Below are 16,497 nucleotides of genomic sequence, written 5' to 3'. Positions count from 1 at the left end.
GCACGAGCGCTCAGCGGCGCTTGTAAGCGCCGTTGCCCGAGGGCGGGGCAAGTTCCGCAAGCCGCGGTCGGGCATCCTGAACTTTGACGACCCGCCGCGATGGCTGGCATGCCCGGCCAGGATCGCGGTACGGATCGGCAGGCAGCCGGATCGACCGACGGCAGGGGCGCGGCGGCTCCCCCGTGGCTGCCGCGTAGCTCGATCGAGGCGGACAACAGGGTGGTGCCGCCCGCACGAGGATCGGCCTTTGCCGCGGGCGTACCGGGGGCGGCCAGGTCAGGCCGCGACGGGATGCGTTGCGGCCGGCTTCCCGTATCGGTCGATGAGCGCAGTTCGCGCGTCCCCGATCCGAAGCGGCGTGTCGGTGAAGTCGTAGGAGCCGCGAAGCTGCCACACCTTGCCGGCCGCGGTGAAATCGACGGTGAGGTTGTGGCGGCCGCATTCGAGGAAGAGCAGCTTGGGATCTTCCGATGGGGACGTGGTACAGCGGACACCGCGGACCGCCGTCGCCGGCATATGGGCCAGCACTTCGGCACGAGTCATGCCGATGCGGGCGCCGAAGACGTGGATCCTGGCGATCAGCGGCCGCAAAGGCGGAGCCTCAGCCTCTGCCTGCGCCGGGACGGGTGCGCTGCACCCCATGGAGGCTGCGATAGGAGCGCTGCGACGATCTTGGGTGCCTTGGTCATTGGAGCCGAACGAGAGGGTGGCTCGCCTGTTCCGGCGAGCGCTTGCAGGCGCGATGCGATCGGCTATGCTGATCGGATGGAGGACGCCCGCCCTTCCGCCACCGCCGCGCACGCCGGACGATCATATGGCGGCAGGCCTTGCGAGACGCATCCGACGGCATCGATGATGCGGTCCAGGCTAGAAGGAGCGCCTGCATGATGGTTACCCGATCGCTATCGATCGTGCCCTAGGCGCTCGCCGCGGCGATCCCGGGCGCCTGGGCAGGTCCGGCCATGCCGGGCAATCTGTCGTTCGTCGGTTGCGCCTCCGACGGACAGCAGGGGCCTCAGCGCCCGCCAAGGCCCGTTCCGACGCCGACGGTCCCGGGTAAGGACGCGGCGAGCCTGGCCTATTATGCGATGGCGGACGGCACCCGCGTGATCGCTCCCCGGCTGGCGCTGCTTCGGCCGCTACGGCTCCAACGGATCGACGCTCATCGTCGCGCCGACCGCGCAGGCCTGCGCGGTCGACAAGGACACGTCGCGCTACACCGGTCCGGCCGTCATTCGATCGACGTCGTTCGGGTCGACGTCGGGCCGATTCGAGGTCGCAGCCTTTGCCGCACGTCTGTTCCCGGTGACGACCAGGTTCGTCGCCGAGGTCGAGGGGGAGGGGATCTCCGACGCCTTCTCCCGCGGCGTGCCCGCCGCCCATCGTATTGCACGGCGGGGCGCCTACGAAGTGCTCTTCACCACGCCGGTGCGGGCAAGCGGCACCGGCACTCGCTGGTATCTCGCCCCGGGCACGCTGCCGATCGATAGCGTCGCGGTTCTCGCCGCGGATCGGGATCATGACCTGGCGACGATGGACGAGCGGCTGCCCCCCGCGATCAAGCCGCTGGTCGCGCACATCATCAGGCAGATCGAGCGCGAGGTCGGCGCGGCCGATCGCAATCCCCGCGCGTAGAGGCTTGCCATGCTGACCTTGTTCTTCATCGGCTATCCGGTGCTGATAGCGGCGGTCGCGCTGCTGGTGAGAAGGATGCGACCTGACTGGCGGACGATCCGGATCGTCGCGCCGACCAATCTGCCACTTCCGATCGGTACGCTGGTGGCGGCCGGGTCGGGGTCGCCAGCGTCGGCCCTGCCGCCCCGAGCGAGATCGACGCGAGCGGCATGGCGATCGCCGTCTACCTGATGATCGGGATGTTCGCGGCATTCTGGATGGTCTTGCTGGGCATACCGGCCAGTTGGGCGGCGCTGCGCTGGATCCGGCGCAAGGGCTAGCAGGTCGGGTCCGCAACCCTCGTTCTCTGCGGGTGGAGCCGTCCGCGGACGAAGCAAGCAGCGTCGATTTGGGCGCTCAAGGCCGAGGCCGCTGCTGGCCATAGGCCCACATGCTGGTCATCGTCACGTTGCGACCGAAGTGCTTGCCGACGGTGGTGCTGACCATGTCGGGGAGCGACGCCTGTCCCCCCGGACGCCGCCAATAGAAGGTTTGGAAATCGGGGCTGCTGCTGGACGTGAACGGAGGGCCGAAACGGGAGCGGAGCTGCCGGGCGAGCGCACCGCCTGCGGCAAGGAGGGTGGCGGGCGACTCGTCCTTCTCCCAGCGATTGCCGAAGTTCACCACGGCAAGCCTCCGACCTTCGATGAGATCGAGGAAGAACAGGCTGACCCGCATCGGCCTGTCCGGGGCCTGGTAACACGGCGAGTCGTCGCCGTGGTCGAGCGGGTCGACCAGCAGCGTGTCCTTGCTCGTGCACGGGATCTGGACGTAGCCGTGCTGCGTCAGCGCCGCCGCCACCTGCTGCGGCGACATCAGCGGGGCGATGCCGTCGATCGCGGCGCGCGTCCATTCGGGGCGCGTATCGACCGGCGGTTCGGGCTTGCCCTGGCAGCCCGCCAGCGCCAGCGCAAACGAGAGCAGCCATGACGATCGCATGCCCCGTGTTCTTGCCGCATCGGCCACGCGATCAGCCCGCAATGACTTGCAGGTAACGCAGCGCTACCCAGCCGGACCGGCACGGCCCGTGATAGGTCTGACGGGTCGGCGCGGGCGAACCGGTGCCGCAATCCTTGCCACCGCGGTCCCGCACCACCACGCCCGCCCACTCGCCCCGGGACGTGCAGAGGAACATCTCGTCCCGCGCGGTCAGGCGCAGCAGTTCGCGGTAGCGGGCGGCCGGGCCGGCGCGGAGCGACAGGAATCCGTCGCCGCGCGCTTTCAGTCCGATCGGCCGGGCGAGGGATCCGCATGCGTCCCCGTCGCGCTCGCCCCCGACCGGCACGGGCACGGCGGCGACTCGTGGCGCACTCCACACGGGCACCGCAACCAGCGCCGCGGCGAGCGCGATCAGCTTGAGGCAGGAGATCATCGCTGGTTCCTCGCTTAGACGTTCCGAACGCTAGAACGGAGCGGCAGCGATGCCAATCCGTCAGCCGCGGGCAGCACGCTTGCATGCGGCGAACCGGGAGCATTGCGTGTCCGCCAGACCACCGACCGACCGGTGCGGTTTGGCGAGTCCGATGGAGCGGAACAAGGCGGGTGCCTGAATGTTGAACCCGGCAGCGTCTGCCTATCCCGTCTTGCGATGAGGGACTGTTCATGAAGCCTAGCCTGTACGTAGCGGCGCTGCTTTCGGTGATCGGGACGAGCGTCGGTGCGCAAAGCCTCAAGCTGCGGGAAATGTTCGCGAGCGATCGCGCCAAGGTCGCTGAAGAGGCCAAGGAAGCCAGTGATGCATGCGGGACGCCTATCGCGTTTCAGGTGGACTACACGACCTATGCCGGCGCCATGGACGACGTGAACAACCAGCCGCCATGGGCCTATGCTGCCAACGTGTCCGACGCGTTGAAGCGCGTGTGCAGCAGCGACGAGGGCAGGGCTTCGGTGCGTACCGGTATCCGTAGCGTGACCGTTTCTCACGGCAGCGCGGAGTCGATGGTGCTGAAGAACGGTGTGTTCTCCTATACGGTCCCCTACAGTGGTCACAGCCCTTCGACGGTGGTCCGTTGGCTGCAGGAGAATCTGTAATCGCACGACAAGACGTGAACGGGGACTATTCATTCGTAAGTTGATGTTCGTCATCGCGGTCTGTGCGGTGTCGTAGACCGTCCATGCGGCCAACCGCGATCTGTTCGACCTGGTGTGCACCGGGCAGCAGCAGATCGCGACCGGCAAGCCTGCAATCGTCTGGAAGGAGCGGTTGCGTTTCGATCTCGTGAACAGGCGCTGGTGCCGGGGCGCGTGCAAGGTCGCCGGATAGATTGGCCAGACACGCCCGACGAAATCTCCATATACGACAGCCGCGCCAATACCGGCGGGCCGTCTGACGTACAGCTGACGCTTTCCCGTATGAACGGGACGATTCGCGAAGCCGTCGCCGTAGGCTGGTCGGAATCCACCTTCGGAATTGCCGAAGGCAAGTGCGTGCGCGAGGATTTCAGCGGCCTGCCGGGTCAGAAATTCTGGGCCGGTCGCACGGGTCCGACCTCATGTCGCAATCGGTGGCAGGAACCAGTTCGTGGGCCAGCGATCGAAGTCGGCGACCGCCCAGACCGTGTCGCCCTCCATCACGAAGAAGGCGTATTCGGGGGGATCGGGCCACCCGGACCACATCCGGTCCTTCACGATCCACGCGCGGCCGTCGACATCGGCGAGCGCGAGGAGATCGTCGGCGAAGCGGCTGACCAGGGGATGCGTGTCCCACGCCTCTCGATCCTCCGGCAGCGGGCGCCGCCATTCTACCTGCATTTTCCGGCACTGGCGCGAACGCAGATAATAGCGAGCATCTTCGATCGCGCTCTGGCCGAACCCATCGGGGTAGGGATCGGGCCGCAGACCGAACAGGTCCATGACGAAACCGAGAATCGGCCCGGGCTTCATCGCGGCGGCTCCGGGACGAGATCATGCCCGTCTTGGCGATCGCGGCGGCCGGGCGGCATCGACAACCACCACGGGCGTGATACAAACAATATGCAAGACGGAGCGTGAGCCATGATGGTAATGCTGCTCCTGCCTGTCACCCTGATGGCGCTGATTGCCTGGTTCAAAACCCGACGATCGATCGCCGCGGCCATGCTGCTTGCCGTCGGCATCGCCTATGTCGCCGCGCTGACCCTTATCAGCATCGATCCCTATTTCGAGGACAATGGCTCGATCGAGTACATGGAATGGCGGTATCGGTTCGTCCTGGCGCTGGAGGTTGCAGGCTGGCTGACGCCGGTGACCTTTCCACTGATCCTGCTGGTGCGGGCGGTGCTGACACGGCTCAGGTCTGGAACCAGAAGATGAAGACCCTCACCATGCCAGGTCCGGCAGGCGCGGCGCCGATGGTCAGCGATTCCACGCCGCCCCGCCAGGGAAGCTGGCGGGCGGTGAGATGCGGCTGACTGCCCGGCGTCCACTCGTCGTGATCGGTGCCGAGATGCGCGGCGGCTTCGCGCGTCGGCGGGGCGGTATCGGGTATCGTCGCCAGGATCCGACGCTCCAGGTCCCGCCAGTCGGCGACCGGCATCACCGCGATGACCTGCGCTGCATCGTCCAGACCCCGCATCCGGTTGGCGAACGTGACCCTGGCATTGGCGGGTAGCGTCAGTCCGATCGCCTGCTGCGCACCCCTGGACCGCACGTCCAGCGTTTCGCGCTCCGCCACCCCGCCGCAGCCCGTCAACAGGACCACGAGCAGGGGCGCGGCCGCTACCGCTAGATATCGCAACGCCCGCACGCGCGGATCACCGCGGCGCCAGCACGAAGTCCACGCTGGTGGTGACCACGTTGGCGTTGGTCCCTGCCATCACCGGTGGCGCGGCGGGTTCCGAGCTGAATGCCATGTCCGCGCGACGTTCCGCCTGACCCATCGGCGCCATGGTGCCGCCATCGCCGCCGTCCCGGATCGACAGGACGCGCACGATGCGCAGGCCGGCGGCCCCGGCATAGCTCTCCGCCTTCGCGCGCGCCGCCTTGTAGGCCACGCCATATGCGCCCAGGTTCGCCTTTTCGGGGTTCGTCACGGTGAGGTCCGGGCCGGACAGGATGTTGGCGGCCGTGGCCGCCGCGATCGCGGCGCCCACCTTGCTGACGTCGCGGACCCGCACGGCGACGCTGTTGCTGGCTTCGAACTGGCTGCGGCTGCGGCCGTAATCGATCCGGGCGAGCGAGAGGTTGCGCGTCTGGATGTCGCGCGCCGGAACGTTCAACTTAGCAAGGGCCGCCGTGATGCGGTTCATCGTCGCGCCGTTGCGCGCGCTCGCCGCTTCGGCGCTGGGGGCGATGCTCGACAGGCCGGCGGTGAACAACGCCTGATCCGGCACCGCTTCGGGCCGGCCGGTGCCGGACACCGTCAACAGCGTCTCCCCGGCGAGCAGGCCGCGCGGGTCGGGCGCTTCCCGGCTGCATCCGACGAGACCGATCGCCAGTATCAGGGCGGGGAGGGTGGCGCGCGCGGGGCGGATGGTTCGAACGGGCATGGTGTGGGTCTAGCGCGCACGACGAAACGCGCAAAGGCTTTGAACGGCCTGCCCATCTGCAATCCGCAGGCGAGGCCCACCGGCCCGGATGCGCATCGCTCCGTGGCGTCGTTGCGAATACAATGGAACAACAGACCGCAGTTCGGCCCGCCGAACCTTGCGTCGCCCTGAACCTTGCCGGCAGGGTCGGGTGACCGTCCAAAGGGGCGACACGATGTTCAGCGATCCTGCAGCGCTTGCCCTGATCGCCGGAGCGCTGGCGATGGCGGCGATCCCGGCGACGTGGCTTGCGCTGCGACGCTGGAGGGCAGCCGGCAACGCCGCGGCGCGGCCGTTGACGATCACTATGACACGGGACAGCGTCTGCCTGGCGGACGACATCGATTCACCCCACGACGATACGTTCGCGGTGACTGCCGCCGATACGCTGGCCGACATCTCCGCGAGGGTTGCGGCGTCGAGCTATCTGCCGATGCCGAGCGATGCGTGGGGCTGGACGATCGAGGCGGACAATGCGGTGGTGGCGATCCGCCCGGGCTTCGTTCGCCACCGCGTGACCACGCTGCGGGGCGACCCCGCTGCCGTCATGGCGCACAACCATCCGACGCTGAGCGCGCTCTATGTCCGTCCGGGCTCGCCCTGGCGCGACGTGGCGCCAACCGGCTCGTAGCGGACCGGGCACCGGCGGGGGGCATGTCGCCATGGCCAGTATGACGGGAGTTTGTTCGACACTGTCGGGCTTGCTATAGCCGTCATGGGCGCGGACCGGGCTTCGCGATCGAACGAACGGGCGGGGGCGAATGCGCATGACGACGGCGACGTGGCGGGTGGCGGCTTTGTCGGCCTCCTTGTGGGGGCTAGCATCCTGTGCGCCGCGCGGCAGCGACGTGCCGCTCGAAGGCGCGATCGCCGCGCAGGCCGCGATCTGCCGCCCCGAGCTGACCGTGGATGGCACGGCCTACGAGGCGGGCACCGCGTTCGTCGTCGATGGCCCGCGGCCGCTGCTGGTGACCGCGCATCATTTGTTCGGGGAGATGGGCGGGCTGGACGAGGAGATACGCTGGCAGGACATGCCGACCCGCGCGACCGCCGTGCGATGCCGCCAAGTGAAGGGCAAGGCCGAGTGGACGACGGGCGCTGCGCTTGCCATCGACGGCGCGCACCCGGTCTCCGCCACCTCGACCGCCGAATACCGGGATATCGCGGCGTTCCCGCTTGCCGGGAAGGCGGCCGGATCGCCGGGGCTGACGCTTGCCGAAAAAGAGCCCGCGACCGGCAGCAAGGTGTGGCTGGTCGCGCAGATCAAGGGCGGCGACCCCGCGGTACTGCTCCACCGTGCGACCGTGGTGGGGCATGAGCAGGGCGCGCTGATCTATGCGTTCGACGACAAGCGGATCGAGCTGCAGGCGACCTCCGGCGCGCCCGTCGTCGATGCCGCGGGCAAGCTCGTGGGGATCAACCTGGCCGGCACGACCGCGGAAGGGTCGAGCGACGTGCAGGGCGCGGCCGACAGCCTCGACGTGGTGAGGAAGGCGCTCTCGGCGCTGCCCGGGTAAGGCGAGATGCGATCGTTGCTCGTGTTGCCCTTCGCGCTGCTCCGCGTGACAGTCGCACATCCGGGTGCGGAGCGAGGCAGGCCCGTGGTTGCAGACCGTCGATTGATCCACGCCTGCGCGCGTATTCCGCGTTGCCGCGTACGGGCGCTTCTGGCTTCACTATGCCTCATGGCACAGGCCGCTTGTTCCGATACCTCTTCCACACCAGAACCCACGGCGGTGGCTTCCGCGAACGAACCGGGGAATTCCGCCGCCGGTCTCCGCCCGACCGGCGTTCCCGCGCCTGCCCCGAGAAGCTCCACCGAACACACGGCCTCAAAGGTCCTGAGCAAGCACGACCGCACCCTGAGCGACGGCGCGCAGGTGTGTGACGTCGACTTCGTCTATGCAGGCCGCGAGCCCGAGGATGTCTTCTGGGAAGAGCCGTGCGCGTCCGTCACCGCAAGGATGGTCAGCCGCTCCGCGCTCGACGCGCTGGGTCGCTGGGGCAGGCTCGACCAGTATCAACGCAGGTTCGTCGCCGACATGCCCGGCGGACAAGTGCTTTATGTCGAAGGCAATTTCAGTGCATCGATATATCCGGTCGACGAGACAGGCACGAGTATCGAGGTCGCGGTTGCGGACTAGGCATTGCGCCGATGGCCGCCGCCAGGCCGGCGTGCGCAGGATGATCCGTTCGCTCGCAATGGCCGCGCTGCTTCTGTCCGCGTGCGGTCGAAGCACGGGCGGTCCGCTGGAGGCGCTCGAAGCACCGGGCGTGCAGCTGTCAAAGGACGCCGAGGGTGACCGTGCCGCTACGGTTCGGGCGGGCGCGGTGTCCGTGCAGGTCACTGCCCGCTGGTCGGACAGCGGGGGACAGTCGGCCATGCTGGCCTATGACAATCGCGGTCGTACTGCGGTCCGCATCGGGCTCGGCACGCTGACGATGACCGGTCCGGCGGGGCAGGCGGTGGTGATGTCCGCGGCCGACGTGACGGACACCGATCTCATGGACGCGCGCACGGACAACGACGACGCCCGCGTCGTTCTTCAGCGGGACCGCGACGGCGCAATCGAGGGCGGGTTGGAGCTGCCGGCCGGTGCCAGACGCAGTGTCGACGTGCAGCTCAGCCCCTTTTCGAACACGACCGCCCTCGCGGCAGGGAGCACGGTGACACTGCGCGTGCCGATGCCGCAGGAGCCCCGCGACATCGGGTTCATCGCGCGCCGGCCTTCCTGGCTTCCCTTCTGACCCTGTCTCGCCGAGGCGGAGAATCGCGGGCGAAGCGGCGGTTTCGCCTGAAGCAGGCAAAGCGTCGCTCGACGCATCCACACGACACCCGCTCGAACCGTGGCCACGCGGTCGCATTTCATTGCGGTGCCTTGAGATCCGACGCGATCGATTGGTGCGTACGGAGACGCCGACCCGGTTCCGTCCAGACGAAGTTGTGCCTAAGGTCGGGCCGGGCGCCATGCCCGTCCGACGGACGACAGATCGGGAAAGGTGCAAGGCAGATGGTCGACCGCGCAAAGCCCCTTGTCAGCCGGCGGACCCGGCGGGTTGCCTAGATACCGGCCGCGCTCGGCGGCATGCTGGCATGGCCCGCCACGGCGTCGGCGGGGTGTGTGTGGAGCGACCTTGTCCGGGCCGATGTGCGTGTCGCGGTGGTCAAGCCCGGCACGCCGCGCGTTCATTTTATTCAGGATCAAGTGCTCCGGCCCGGATGTCCCGGCGCGGACGCGGCCTGCCGGCTGCGGTCGTTCGTCGTGCCCGGTGATGTCGTGCTGGTCGGGCACCGGCAGGGCGCGTTCGTCTGCGCGGGCTTCCAGGGGCCGCGCGGGAGCGGAACCATCGACTGGCTGCCCGTCGCCGCGCTGTCGCTGCTGCCCCCGGCGGCGCAGCGCCCGGGCGACTGGGCGGGGCATTGGGTCGCGCCCGAACAGGATTTGACGATCACTACGGCGCCCGGCGGCGCGCTGAAGGTGTCCGGCGACGCGACCTGGGGTGCGGGCGATCCGGCACGCGCGGCGATCGGCGGCGTCCACACCGGCGAGGTGAACGGCACCGCGTGCCCGGTCGACGGCGTGCTCGCCTTTGCCGAGGGCGAGGACGGGCGCATGCTGCCCTATGACAAGGGCGAAGAATTCTCGTGCAGGATCAGGATGATCCGGCGTGGCCCCTATCTGCTGGTGCGCGACAACATGGGATGCGGCGGCGTGAATGTGAGCTTCTCGGGCTTCTACGCGCGCAAGCGATGACGACGATAGTGGGCGAGCAGGATCCCAACCGCTCGATGCGCAGCCTCCTCGTGACGACGGTGCTGCTGCCGTTGCTCCTGGTCGCACTCGGCGTGTGGGAGTGGCAGCGTGCGGGGCCAGCCGAAGCGGCGCTCGTCGCCCGCAAGGCGCAGGTCGAGCGCGCCGTCGTGGCGCTGGCGGCGCGACCCGCCCCGACGAGCGCCATGCCCGATTTCGCCGCGCAGTTCGCGCGCGACGGCCAGCTCTATGGCGGCGAGCTGGCCTTGGCGCAGGCGCGCGAGGAATGCGCTGCGCTGGATCGCGACATCGTGCTGGCCCGCGTGCGACGCGTGCTGCCGCCGGTGACGATGGCGTGCGCAGGGCTTCTCGCCGCGCTCTCCGCGCTCGCGCTGGGCGCGACGATCGTGCTGGCCCGCGCCGCGCGCCGCTCGCGCGAGATGCTCATTCGCGGGTTCGACGCGATCCGCCGCTCGCTCCCGCCGTTGATGGCCGCGCAGGTCCTGCTCGGCGCGGCGGCGTTCTGGGCGGCGGTCGGCTTCGAGGCGTTCGAAATCCCGAATACCCACTATGCCGCGTTCCGGCCCTATCTGTTCATGATGGTCGCGCTCGCGATCGGGGCGAGCCTGTGGACCGCGATAAAGACCGTCGCACGGCTGCGACGGTTGGGTGGCCTGTTCGATCCTGTGCCCTTCACGCTTGCCGGGCGGTCGTTGTCGCGCGAGGCGGCACCGGGGCTGTGGCGGCTGGTCGACGGGCTCGCGACGCGGCTCGGCGTTTCGCAAGTGGATGCGGTGGTGGTCGGACTGTCGCCGGGCTTCTTCGTCTCCGACGCCGCGATCGGGCTCCAGCCGGGCGACCACAGGATCGAGGGGCGCACGCTGTATCTCCCGATGACCAGCCTGCCGCTGCTGCGCGCCGACGAGACGAGCGCGATCGTCGCGCACGAACTGGCGCATTTCGCCGGCGGCGACCTCGACTACAGCCGGCGCTTCATGCCGATCTATGCGGGCGTGCAGCGATCGCAGGACGCAATCGTGCGCGCAGGCGTCACCCGCCAGGGCACGCTGTCGCTGCTGATCGTCCCGGCGGTGCGGCTGATCCTGTTCGTGATGGAGCGGTTCGACCATGCCGTTCAGCACTGGAGCCGGGTGCGCGAACTGGCCGCGGATGCGGCAAGCCTGCAGGTGTGTTCGGCCGATGCCGCCGCCCGGGCACTCCTGCGCGTCGGCCCGGTCAGGGCGCTGACGCAGGGCGTGCTGGCACACGCCTTCGACCGGCCCGAGACCACGCCGGGGGACATCGTCGCGGCGGTCGTCGATCATGCGCTGGCCGGCGAGCTGGCGGGCGCGATCGATGACGCGGAGGAAGGGCCGCGCCCGACCGACAGCCACCCGACCACGCACCAGCGGCTCGCGGCACTCGGGATCGTGCCGACACTGGCCGACCTTGTCGCGGCGGTCGCGCCACCGCCTGCCGACGCGCTGGCGCGGCTCGATACGCTGTTCGCCGAACCGCGGCGGGTGTGCGAGCGCCTGACCTGGGATTTCCTTGCCGCGGCGCGTGTCGAAACACGTGCCTTCGAAGCGGACCTGGTGGACACGGCGGGCGCGGTCGGCCCGGATCCGGTGGCGCTGTACGAGAACAGCGCGCCGCGCGGGCGTTTTCTGATGTACGCGTCGGGCGTCTTCTTCCTCGTCGCACTGGCGTTCGCCCTGTATCCCATTGCGGGTATCCCCACGCCGTATCGATGGATTTGCGTAGGGACGGCCGGCGCGTGCGGCCTGAGTTACATCCCGTTGGCACTCTTTGCCTTCAGCCGCGGCCGGGCGCCGTTCCTGATCCTTGGGCCCGACGCGATGGCGATCGCAGGTCTCGACCGGTCGATCGGGTGGGACGAGATCGAGGAGATGAACCTCTCGACCGGGCCCGCCCCGACGAGGATGGTGATCGAGATCGCGCCCGGCGCGCCGTTTCCAGGACGCCCGCCGGGGCGGCGCATGACGCGCGATTGCAAGCGACGGACCATCACCTTGGCCGTACCGCCGCCCGTCGGGATGACCCGCGACGAAGTGCCGCACCTCGTCGCGCGCTATTTCCACGCCTGTCACGCGCGGCAGACCATCGCGGAGCGGGCGGCGGGTCAGAATGACTATGGCTCCGGGCGCTGACGGTTCATGATCGCGCGAGCAGGATCGGATTCGCGGTCCTGTGGTATTCAAAGGGGCGTCGTTCGAATGCTTCGTTTTCTTGCCGCGGCCTGGCTGGCCATCGCGGCCGCTCCCGCATCGGCGGCGGGTCCGGTTCAGTCCTATGATACGTACAAGTCCTGGCTCGTCGCCTGCGACAACACGCTGACCTGCGTGGCCAAGGGCTTCGACGAAGGCGCGACGCGTGCCGAGATCGTCGTCACGCAAGGTGCGGGGCCCCAAGGCGCGCTTTCGGTATCGATCGCGGCGGAGAGCCGGTTCGACATCCGGGACCTGGCTGTCGACGGCGCGCCGATAGCGCTGGCGCCGGCCGGCTGGACCCTGGAGAGCGGCACGGACGGGGCCACGCTGACCAGCAAGCGCCCCGCCGACGTCCGCGCGCTGCTGAACCGGTTGCGGCAGGGCACCCGCCTGATGCTCGGCAAGAACGCGGCCGTGCCGCTTGCGGGTCTGTCGGCCGCCTTGCTCCGGATCGACGAGCGACAGGGTCGCATCGGGGGCACGACCGCGCTGGCGCGATCCGGCCCGATGCCGGCCATGCGCGTGCCACCCGCGCCGCCCGTTCCGCATATCCCGATCCGAACCGTCACCGCGCGGCTGGGCGCGGGCGAGGCGCAACGCCTGATCGCGGCGGTCCGCAAGGCGCAGCGCGCGGTGCTCGTGCGGGAGGACTGCACCGGCGGCACGGGGTCGCTGACCGCGGAGGCGTTCGCGCTCGACGATCGCCGCGCGCTGGTGTTCGTGCCTTGCCTCATGGGGGCCTATCAGGGATCGTCGGTCGCCTTCGTCGCGCAACGCGGCGGGCCCGCGCAACAGCGGGTCGTCGCGCCGACGCCCTATCTGGGGGCGAGCCCCGATGCCGCGACGACGGACCTGTTCACCGAAGCGGACTTCGATCCCAAGACGGGCATGCTGGCGATGTTGGCCAAGGGCCGCGGCCTGGCGGATTGCGGCATGAGCGCGAGCTGGATCTGGGATGGCGGCGCGTTCCGGCTTGCCGAGATGACCTTGCAGAATGCGTGCGGGGGGATGGCGGCGGGGGAATGGCCGACGCTGTTCCGATCACGGCAATAGGCGACAAGCGTCGATCGCCGGGTCGATCGGAAAGGGAGAGTGATGCGGTTTCGAGATCTGATCCCCGGACGTCGAGCGGCCCCGCCGTCGCCTGTGCGGGACGAGCGCAAGCTGCTGGTCGTTCGCGTCGACGGCGTCGAGGTGGCCATGGTCGATGCGGGCGACGTGCCGTGCGAGATCGAGCGCGATTTCGCAATCGATGGCGCGGCCACGATCGAGTTCGAAGATGCTGCCGGCGTCGTCCACCGCCATCACGCGCCCGCCTACCGCGGGTGGTTGCACCTGAACGTCCGCGTCCACCCGAACCTCGGCTGCCAAGCCGATGCCGTAGCGACAACGAAACCCGAACATACAGCGGGCGCGGTGATCGAAGACGACGAGATCGGCATACGCTTCCAGCCCTTCGTCCTTGCCGGCGGCGCCCCGATCGACCTGGCGGGACGTGGGCTGTTCGCGCGCGGCCTGCATTTTTCCGGGCTCGTGACGCCGGGCAACATCCTGCTGTCGTGCGAGTGCGACCAGTGCGCCCGCACGTTCGTCGCGCGCTCGTTCCATGCCGGCTTTGCGCAGAGCGGCTATTTCTACTCGGAGTCCGGGCGCTACACGCTGATCGTCGACGGTGCGATCGAGGGCGCGCCCGTCCCGCTGTCCGATCCGGAGCCCGTAGCGCTGGCGGCGCTTGAGGCGCGCCTGCCCGCCGCGCCGGACGGCACCCGGTTCGCCTGGCGCAATGCCTTTCGTTGCCCACATTGCAGCGCACCCTATGTGGACTTCATCGCGCATCCCGAACAACGCGCGGGGGAATATTACGGCCTCTATCTGCCGGATACGCCGCCGATCCGCTTTGCCGGGTCGGATGGTACCGGCTGATCCACCCCGCTTTACTTGCGCGCCGACATGGCCATGCTCGCGCGCATGGCGGTGCCCACCCTGCTCGAACGACTGCTCTTTCCAACCGCCGCGGTCGACACCGCGGCGTTGCGGCAGACGCTGGCGGGGCGGACGATTCTGGTCACCGGCGCCAGCTTCGGCATCGGCGAGCAGGTCGCTCGGCTGGCAGGGGCCGCGGGAGCCCGCGTGCTGCTGGTCGCGCGAACGACGTCCCGGCTGGAAGCGATCGCCAGCGAGATCGCAGACGCGGGCGGCACCGCGCTCGCGCTGTCCTGCGACCTGAACGACGCCGACGCGGTCGACCGACTGGCCCGCGGTCTGCCAGATCTCGCGCCCGACATCGTCGTCAGCAACGCAGGCAAGTCGATCCGGCGTCCACTCCTGCAATCGCTCGATCGCTTCCACGACGTCACGCGGACGGCGAACATCAACTTCCTTTCCCCGACCCGCCTCGCGCTCGCCGCCATCCCCGGATTGATCGAGCGGGGCGGGCAGATCGTGAACGTGTCCGCGGTCAACGTCCTGCTCCAGCCCGCGCCCAACTGGGCTGCGTACCAGGCGTCCAAGACGGCGTTCGACCAGTGGCTGCGCAGCGCCGCGCCCGAACTGCGCGCACGCGGCGTGGCGGTGACGTCTGTGTATCTGCCGCTGGTGCGCACGCGGATGATCGCGCCGACCAGGTCCTATGACGACGTACCCGCGATGGAGCCCGAACAGGCCGCCCGGCACATCGTCGCCGCGATGCTGACCCGCCGGCGTCGGTGGGCGCCGTGGTGGCTGCCGCCCGTACAGTTCGCCTCGTCGCTGTCGCGGACGCCGTGGGAGGTCCTCGCGGAACGGCGGCAACGTCGCGAGCCGCGCTGATGCGGGACGGGCCGTCGCGGCGCTGGATCCTGGGGCGGGTACTCCGCTCCGGCCTGTTGCGTCCGCGCGCGTTGTTCGCCCTTGCCGCCGCGATGCGCGCGTCGGGCACGAGCCTCGTCGCGCTGACCCGGTTCGGCGGGGCGCAGGCGGGGGCCATGCTAGTGGGTGAGGACGAGCGCGTCGCGCTGCGTGATCTTGCCGATCAGGCGGATCGGCTCGCCGTGGTCTTGCAGCAGGAGCACGGCATTCAGCGGGGACAGCCGGTCGGCATCCTGGGCGCGAACAGCGTCGCGCTGGTGCGGTGCCTGCTCGCCGCGTCGCGACTGGGCGCGCGCACGATCCTGCTCAATCCGCATCTGCCCGCGGACCGGATCGGGCCATTGCTCGATCGACACGCAGTGGCGTTCGTCCTGGCGCCCGGCGGAGCGACGGACGTGCCGTTGCCTGGCGGGTGCACGGTTTGCGATCCGACCGATCTGTTACGAATGCCGCTGCGGGTGGGGATTCGACTTCGGCGGCGAGGATCGGGAGAGATCGTCGTCCTGACCGGGGGCACGACCGGCCTGCCCAAGGCCGCGAACCGTGCAGCAAGCCCGCCCGGCGTGACGCGACTGTTCCTGCACCTGATTGCCGCGCTGCCGCTCGAGCAATCCTGTTCGGTCCATGTCGCGGTGCCGTTGTTTCACGGTTTCGGCCTGTCCGCGCTGCTGATCGCGATGACGCTGGGGCGGACGATCCATCTTCGCCAGCGGTTCGACGCCGCCGAAGCGGCGGCGCTGATCGTCAGCGAAGGGATCGATACGATCGTCGTGGTGCCGACGATGCTGCAACGGCTGCTGAACGTCACGGCCGGCGAACTGCCGCTGCGCTGCGTCGTCACCGGCGGTGCGCCGCTCGCATCGACGCTGGCGAACGCGACGCGGGATCGGTTCGGCGAAATCCTGTTCAACCTGTATGGGACGAGCGAGGCCGGTCTGTCCGCGCTCGCCACGCCGCGCGATCTGGCCAGCGTGCCCGACACGATCGGTCGGCCGGTCTGGGGTGCCGAGATTGCGGTTCGCGGCGCGGACGGTGCGCCGATCGCGTCGGGCGAGGTAGGCGAACTCCATGTCCGCAATCGCGCCTCGATCGCGCCGCGCGACTGGATCGCGACGGGGGATCGGGCCAGCCGCGACCGCGGGGGCCGGATGTTCCTGCATGGTCGGGTCGACGACATGATCGTCTCGGGCGGCGAGAACGTCGCGCCCTCGGACGTCGAATTGGTGCTGCTCACGCATCCCGATGTCGCGGACGCGGTGGCGGTGGGGGTGGCGGACGCCGAATACGGCCAGCGGCTCCTCGCCTTCGTGGTACCGTGCGCGGATCGGGTGCTGGACGCGGACGACCTGCTGGCATGGCTGACCCCCCGGGTTGCGCGTCACCAGCGGCCGCGCCGCCTCGTGATCCGCGCTGCGCTGCCACTGACCGCGATCGGCAAGGTCGACCGGCGCGCGCTCGTGCGAGAGGGCAGTTGATCCGTCCGGCCAG

General features: G+C 69.3%; 20 protein-coding genes. 14 read left to right on the top strand and 6 right to left on the bottom strand.

The window, feature by feature from the left end; all coding sequences use genetic code 11:
* Positions 1-276: 276 nt before the first annotated feature.
* The gene (locus tag C8J45_RS17485) at positions 277-591 is read right to left on the bottom strand and encodes a hypothetical protein (RefSeq protein WP_146168654.1); all 315 of its coding nucleotides are present in this window, start codon (positions 589-591) and stop codon (positions 277-279) included.
* Between the two features lie 714 nt (positions 592-1,305).
* Between C8J45_RS17485 and C8J45_RS17480 the strand changes: the two genes are divergently transcribed.
* Together C8J45_RS17480 and C8J45_RS17475 are read left to right on the top strand one after the other, a co-directional pair.
* Positions 1,306-1,635, top strand: a complete 330-nt coding sequence (locus tag C8J45_RS17480) for a hypothetical protein (RefSeq protein ID WP_107964396.1) — start codon at positions 1,306-1,308, stop codon at positions 1,633-1,635.
* 9 nt (positions 1,636-1,644) lie between these two features.
* A complete protein-coding gene (locus C8J45_RS17475) occupies positions 1,645-1,866 on the top strand; it encodes a hypothetical protein (protein WP_107964395.1) in 222 nt (73 codons plus the stop codon).
* A gap of 165 nt (positions 1,867-2,031) precedes the next feature.
* Here the strand turns inward: C8J45_RS17475 and C8J45_RS17470 are convergent, their stop codons facing one another.
* Positions 2,032-2,613, bottom strand: a complete 582-nt coding sequence (locus C8J45_RS17470) for a hypothetical protein (RefSeq protein ID WP_107964394.1) — start codon at positions 2,611-2,613, stop codon at positions 2,032-2,034.
* Between the two features lie 31 nt (positions 2,614-2,644).
* Positions 2,645-3,046 carry an integron gene (locus tag C8J45_RS17465; protein WP_107964392.1) on the bottom strand — a complete coding sequence of 134 codons (402 nt, stop codon included), beginning with the start codon at positions 3,044-3,046 and terminating at the stop codon, positions 2,645-2,647.
* A 230-nt stretch (positions 3,047-3,276) separates the two neighbouring features.
* Here C8J45_RS17465 and C8J45_RS17460 point away from each other — a divergent pair, with 230 nt between their 5' ends.
* Entirely contained in the window at positions 3,277-3,705 is a 429-nt protein-coding gene (locus C8J45_RS17460; RefSeq protein ID WP_107964391.1) for a hypothetical protein, read from the top strand.
* Positions 3,706-4,164: 459 nt separating this feature from the next.
* On the opposite strand, the gene C8J45_RS17455 is transcribed toward C8J45_RS17460, so the two are convergent.
* Positions 4,165-4,557 (bottom strand): hypothetical protein, encoded by a 393-nt coding sequence (locus C8J45_RS17455; RefSeq protein ID WP_107964389.1) that lies wholly within the window; start codon positions 4,555-4,557, stop codon positions 4,165-4,167.
* 111 nt (positions 4,558-4,668) lie between these two features.
* Here C8J45_RS17455 and C8J45_RS17450 point away from each other — a divergent pair, with 111 nt between their 5' ends.
* The gene (locus C8J45_RS17450) at positions 4,669-4,965 is read left to right on the top strand and encodes a hypothetical protein (RefSeq protein WP_146168653.1); all 297 of its coding nucleotides are present in this window, start codon (positions 4,669-4,671) and stop codon (positions 4,963-4,965) included.
* Here C8J45_RS17450 and C8J45_RS17445 read toward each other — a convergent pair.
* Positions 4,943-5,353, bottom strand: a complete 411-nt coding sequence (locus C8J45_RS17445; RefSeq protein ID WP_107964385.1) for a hypothetical protein — start codon at positions 5,351-5,353, stop codon at positions 4,943-4,945. The two genes, C8J45_RS17450 and C8J45_RS17445, sit on opposite strands and share 23 nt — an antisense overlap.
* A 52-nt stretch (positions 5,354-5,405) precedes the next feature.
* The gene (locus C8J45_RS17440) at positions 5,406-6,140 is read right to left on the bottom strand and encodes an SIMPL domain-containing protein (RefSeq protein WP_107964383.1); all 735 of its coding nucleotides are present in this window, start codon (positions 6,138-6,140) and stop codon (positions 5,406-5,408) included.
* Positions 6,141-6,354: 214 nt separating this feature from the next.
* Between C8J45_RS17440 and C8J45_RS17435 the strand changes: the two genes are divergently transcribed.
* From C8J45_RS17435 to C8J45_RS17390, 10 genes are all read left to right on the top strand, one after another.
* The gene (locus C8J45_RS17435; RefSeq protein ID WP_107964382.1) at positions 6,355-6,810 is read left to right on the top strand and encodes a hypothetical protein; all 456 of its coding nucleotides are present in this window, start codon (positions 6,355-6,357) and stop codon (positions 6,808-6,810) included.
* 136 nt (positions 6,811-6,946) lie between these two features.
* On the top strand, positions 6,947-7,696 hold the full coding sequence (locus C8J45_RS17430; RefSeq protein ID WP_181321271.1) for a serine protease: 750 nt from the start codon (positions 6,947-6,949) through the stop codon (positions 7,694-7,696).
* A 219-nt stretch (positions 7,697-7,915) separates the two neighbouring features.
* Positions 7,916-8,323, top strand: a complete 408-nt coding sequence (locus C8J45_RS19435; RefSeq protein ID WP_107964379.1) for a hypothetical protein — start codon at positions 7,916-7,918, stop codon at positions 8,321-8,323.
* A gap of 40 nt (positions 8,324-8,363) precedes the next feature.
* Positions 8,364-8,927 carry a hypothetical protein gene (locus C8J45_RS17420; protein ID WP_107964377.1) on the top strand — a complete coding sequence of 188 codons (564 nt, stop codon included), beginning with the start codon at positions 8,364-8,366 and terminating at the stop codon, positions 8,925-8,927.
* Positions 8,928-9,265: 338 nt separating this feature from the next.
* Positions 9,266-9,934 carry a hypothetical protein gene (locus C8J45_RS19320; protein WP_181321270.1) on the top strand — a complete coding sequence of 223 codons (669 nt, stop codon included), beginning with the start codon at positions 9,266-9,268 and terminating at the stop codon, positions 9,932-9,934.
* Positions 9,931-12,102: a M48 family metallopeptidase gene (locus tag C8J45_RS17410; protein ID WP_107964375.1), complete on the top strand. Its 2,172-nt coding sequence runs from the start codon at positions 9,931-9,933 to the stop codon at positions 12,100-12,102. The genes C8J45_RS19320 and C8J45_RS17410 overlap by 4 nt, the downstream gene beginning before the upstream one ends.
* Before the next feature lie 66 nt (positions 12,103-12,168).
* Complete coding sequence (locus C8J45_RS17405) at positions 12,169-13,215, top strand: DUF1176 domain-containing protein (protein WP_181321269.1); 1,047 nt, start codon at positions 12,169-12,171, stop codon at positions 13,213-13,215.
* A 42-nt stretch (positions 13,216-13,257) separates the two neighbouring features.
* Positions 13,258-14,085 carry a hypothetical protein gene (locus C8J45_RS17400; RefSeq protein WP_219907401.1) on the top strand — a complete coding sequence of 276 codons (828 nt, stop codon included), beginning with the start codon at positions 13,258-13,260 and terminating at the stop codon, positions 14,083-14,085.
* Positions 14,086-14,112: 27 nt separating this feature from the next.
* On the top strand, positions 14,113-14,970 hold the full coding sequence (locus tag C8J45_RS17395; protein ID WP_219907400.1) for an SDR family NAD(P)-dependent oxidoreductase: 858 nt from the start codon (positions 14,113-14,115) through the stop codon (positions 14,968-14,970).
* Positions 14,970-16,484, top strand: coding sequence for a class I adenylate-forming enzyme family protein (locus tag C8J45_RS17390; RefSeq protein ID WP_107964371.1), 1,515 nt, complete (start codon positions 14,970-14,972; stop codon positions 16,482-16,484). Before C8J45_RS17395 ends, C8J45_RS17390 begins: the two co-directional genes overlap by 1 nt.
* The last annotated feature ends 13 nt before the right edge of the window (positions 16,485-16,497 follow it).

The organism is Sphingomonas sp. PP-CE-3G-477, assembly GCF_003050745.1.
Classification (GTDB): domain Bacteria; phylum Pseudomonadota; class Alphaproteobacteria; order Sphingomonadales; family Sphingomonadaceae; genus Sphingomonas.
This window is presented reverse-complemented; position numbering and strand designations above follow the sequence as displayed.

What these genes read in the sequence shown, in the direction of transcription:
- C8J45_RS17455 (WP_107964389.1), bottom strand. Translation starts at nt 4,557, where the DNA reads ATGAAGCCCGGGCCGATTCTCGGTTTCGTCATGGACCTGTTCGGTCTG.
- C8J45_RS17410 (WP_107964375.1), top strand. Translation starts at nt 9,931, where the DNA reads ATGACGACGATAGTGGGCGAGCAGGATCCCAACCGCTCGATGCGCAGC.
- C8J45_RS17460 (WP_107964391.1), top strand. Translation starts at nt 3,277, where the DNA reads ATGAAGCCTAGCCTGTACGTAGCGGCGCTGCTTTCGGTGATCGGGACG.
- C8J45_RS17470 (WP_107964394.1), bottom strand. Translation starts at nt 2,613, where the DNA reads ATGCGATCGTCATGGCTGCTCTCGTTTGCGCTGGCGCTGGCGGGCTGC.
- C8J45_RS17465 (WP_107964392.1), bottom strand. Translation starts at nt 3,046, where the DNA reads ATGATCTCCTGCCTCAAGCTGATCGCGCTCGCCGCGGCGCTGGTTGCG.
- C8J45_RS17435 (WP_107964382.1), top strand. Translation starts at nt 6,355, where the DNA reads ATGTTCAGCGATCCTGCAGCGCTTGCCCTGATCGCCGGAGCGCTGGCG.
- C8J45_RS17390 (WP_107964371.1), top strand. Translation starts at nt 14,970, where the DNA reads ATGCGGGACGGGCCGTCGCGGCGCTGGATCCTGGGGCGGGTACTCCGC.
- C8J45_RS19320 (WP_181321270.1), top strand. Translation starts at nt 9,266, where the DNA reads ATGCTGGCATGGCCCGCCACGGCGTCGGCGGGGTGTGTGTGGAGCGAC.
- C8J45_RS17400 (WP_219907401.1), top strand. Translation starts at nt 13,258, where the DNA reads ATGCGGTTTCGAGATCTGATCCCCGGACGTCGAGCGGCCCCGCCGTCG.
- C8J45_RS17395 (WP_219907400.1), top strand. Translation starts at nt 14,113, where the DNA reads ATGGCCATGCTCGCGCGCATGGCGGTGCCCACCCTGCTCGAACGACTG.
- C8J45_RS17475 (WP_107964395.1), top strand. Translation starts at nt 1,645, where the DNA reads ATGCTGACCTTGTTCTTCATCGGCTATCCGGTGCTGATAGCGGCGGTC.
- C8J45_RS17405 (WP_181321269.1), top strand. Translation starts at nt 12,169, where the DNA reads ATGCTTCGTTTTCTTGCCGCGGCCTGGCTGGCCATCGCGGCCGCTCCC.
- C8J45_RS17420 (WP_107964377.1), top strand. Translation starts at nt 8,364, where the DNA reads ATGATCCGTTCGCTCGCAATGGCCGCGCTGCTTCTGTCCGCGTGCGGT.
- C8J45_RS17450 (WP_146168653.1), top strand. Translation starts at nt 4,669, where the DNA reads ATGATGGTAATGCTGCTCCTGCCTGTCACCCTGATGGCGCTGATTGCC.
- C8J45_RS17440 (WP_107964383.1), bottom strand. Translation starts at nt 6,140, where the DNA reads ATGCCCGTTCGAACCATCCGCCCCGCGCGCGCCACCCTCCCCGCCCTG.
- C8J45_RS17430 (WP_181321271.1), top strand. Translation starts at nt 6,947, where the DNA reads ATGACGACGGCGACGTGGCGGGTGGCGGCTTTGTCGGCCTCCTTGTGG.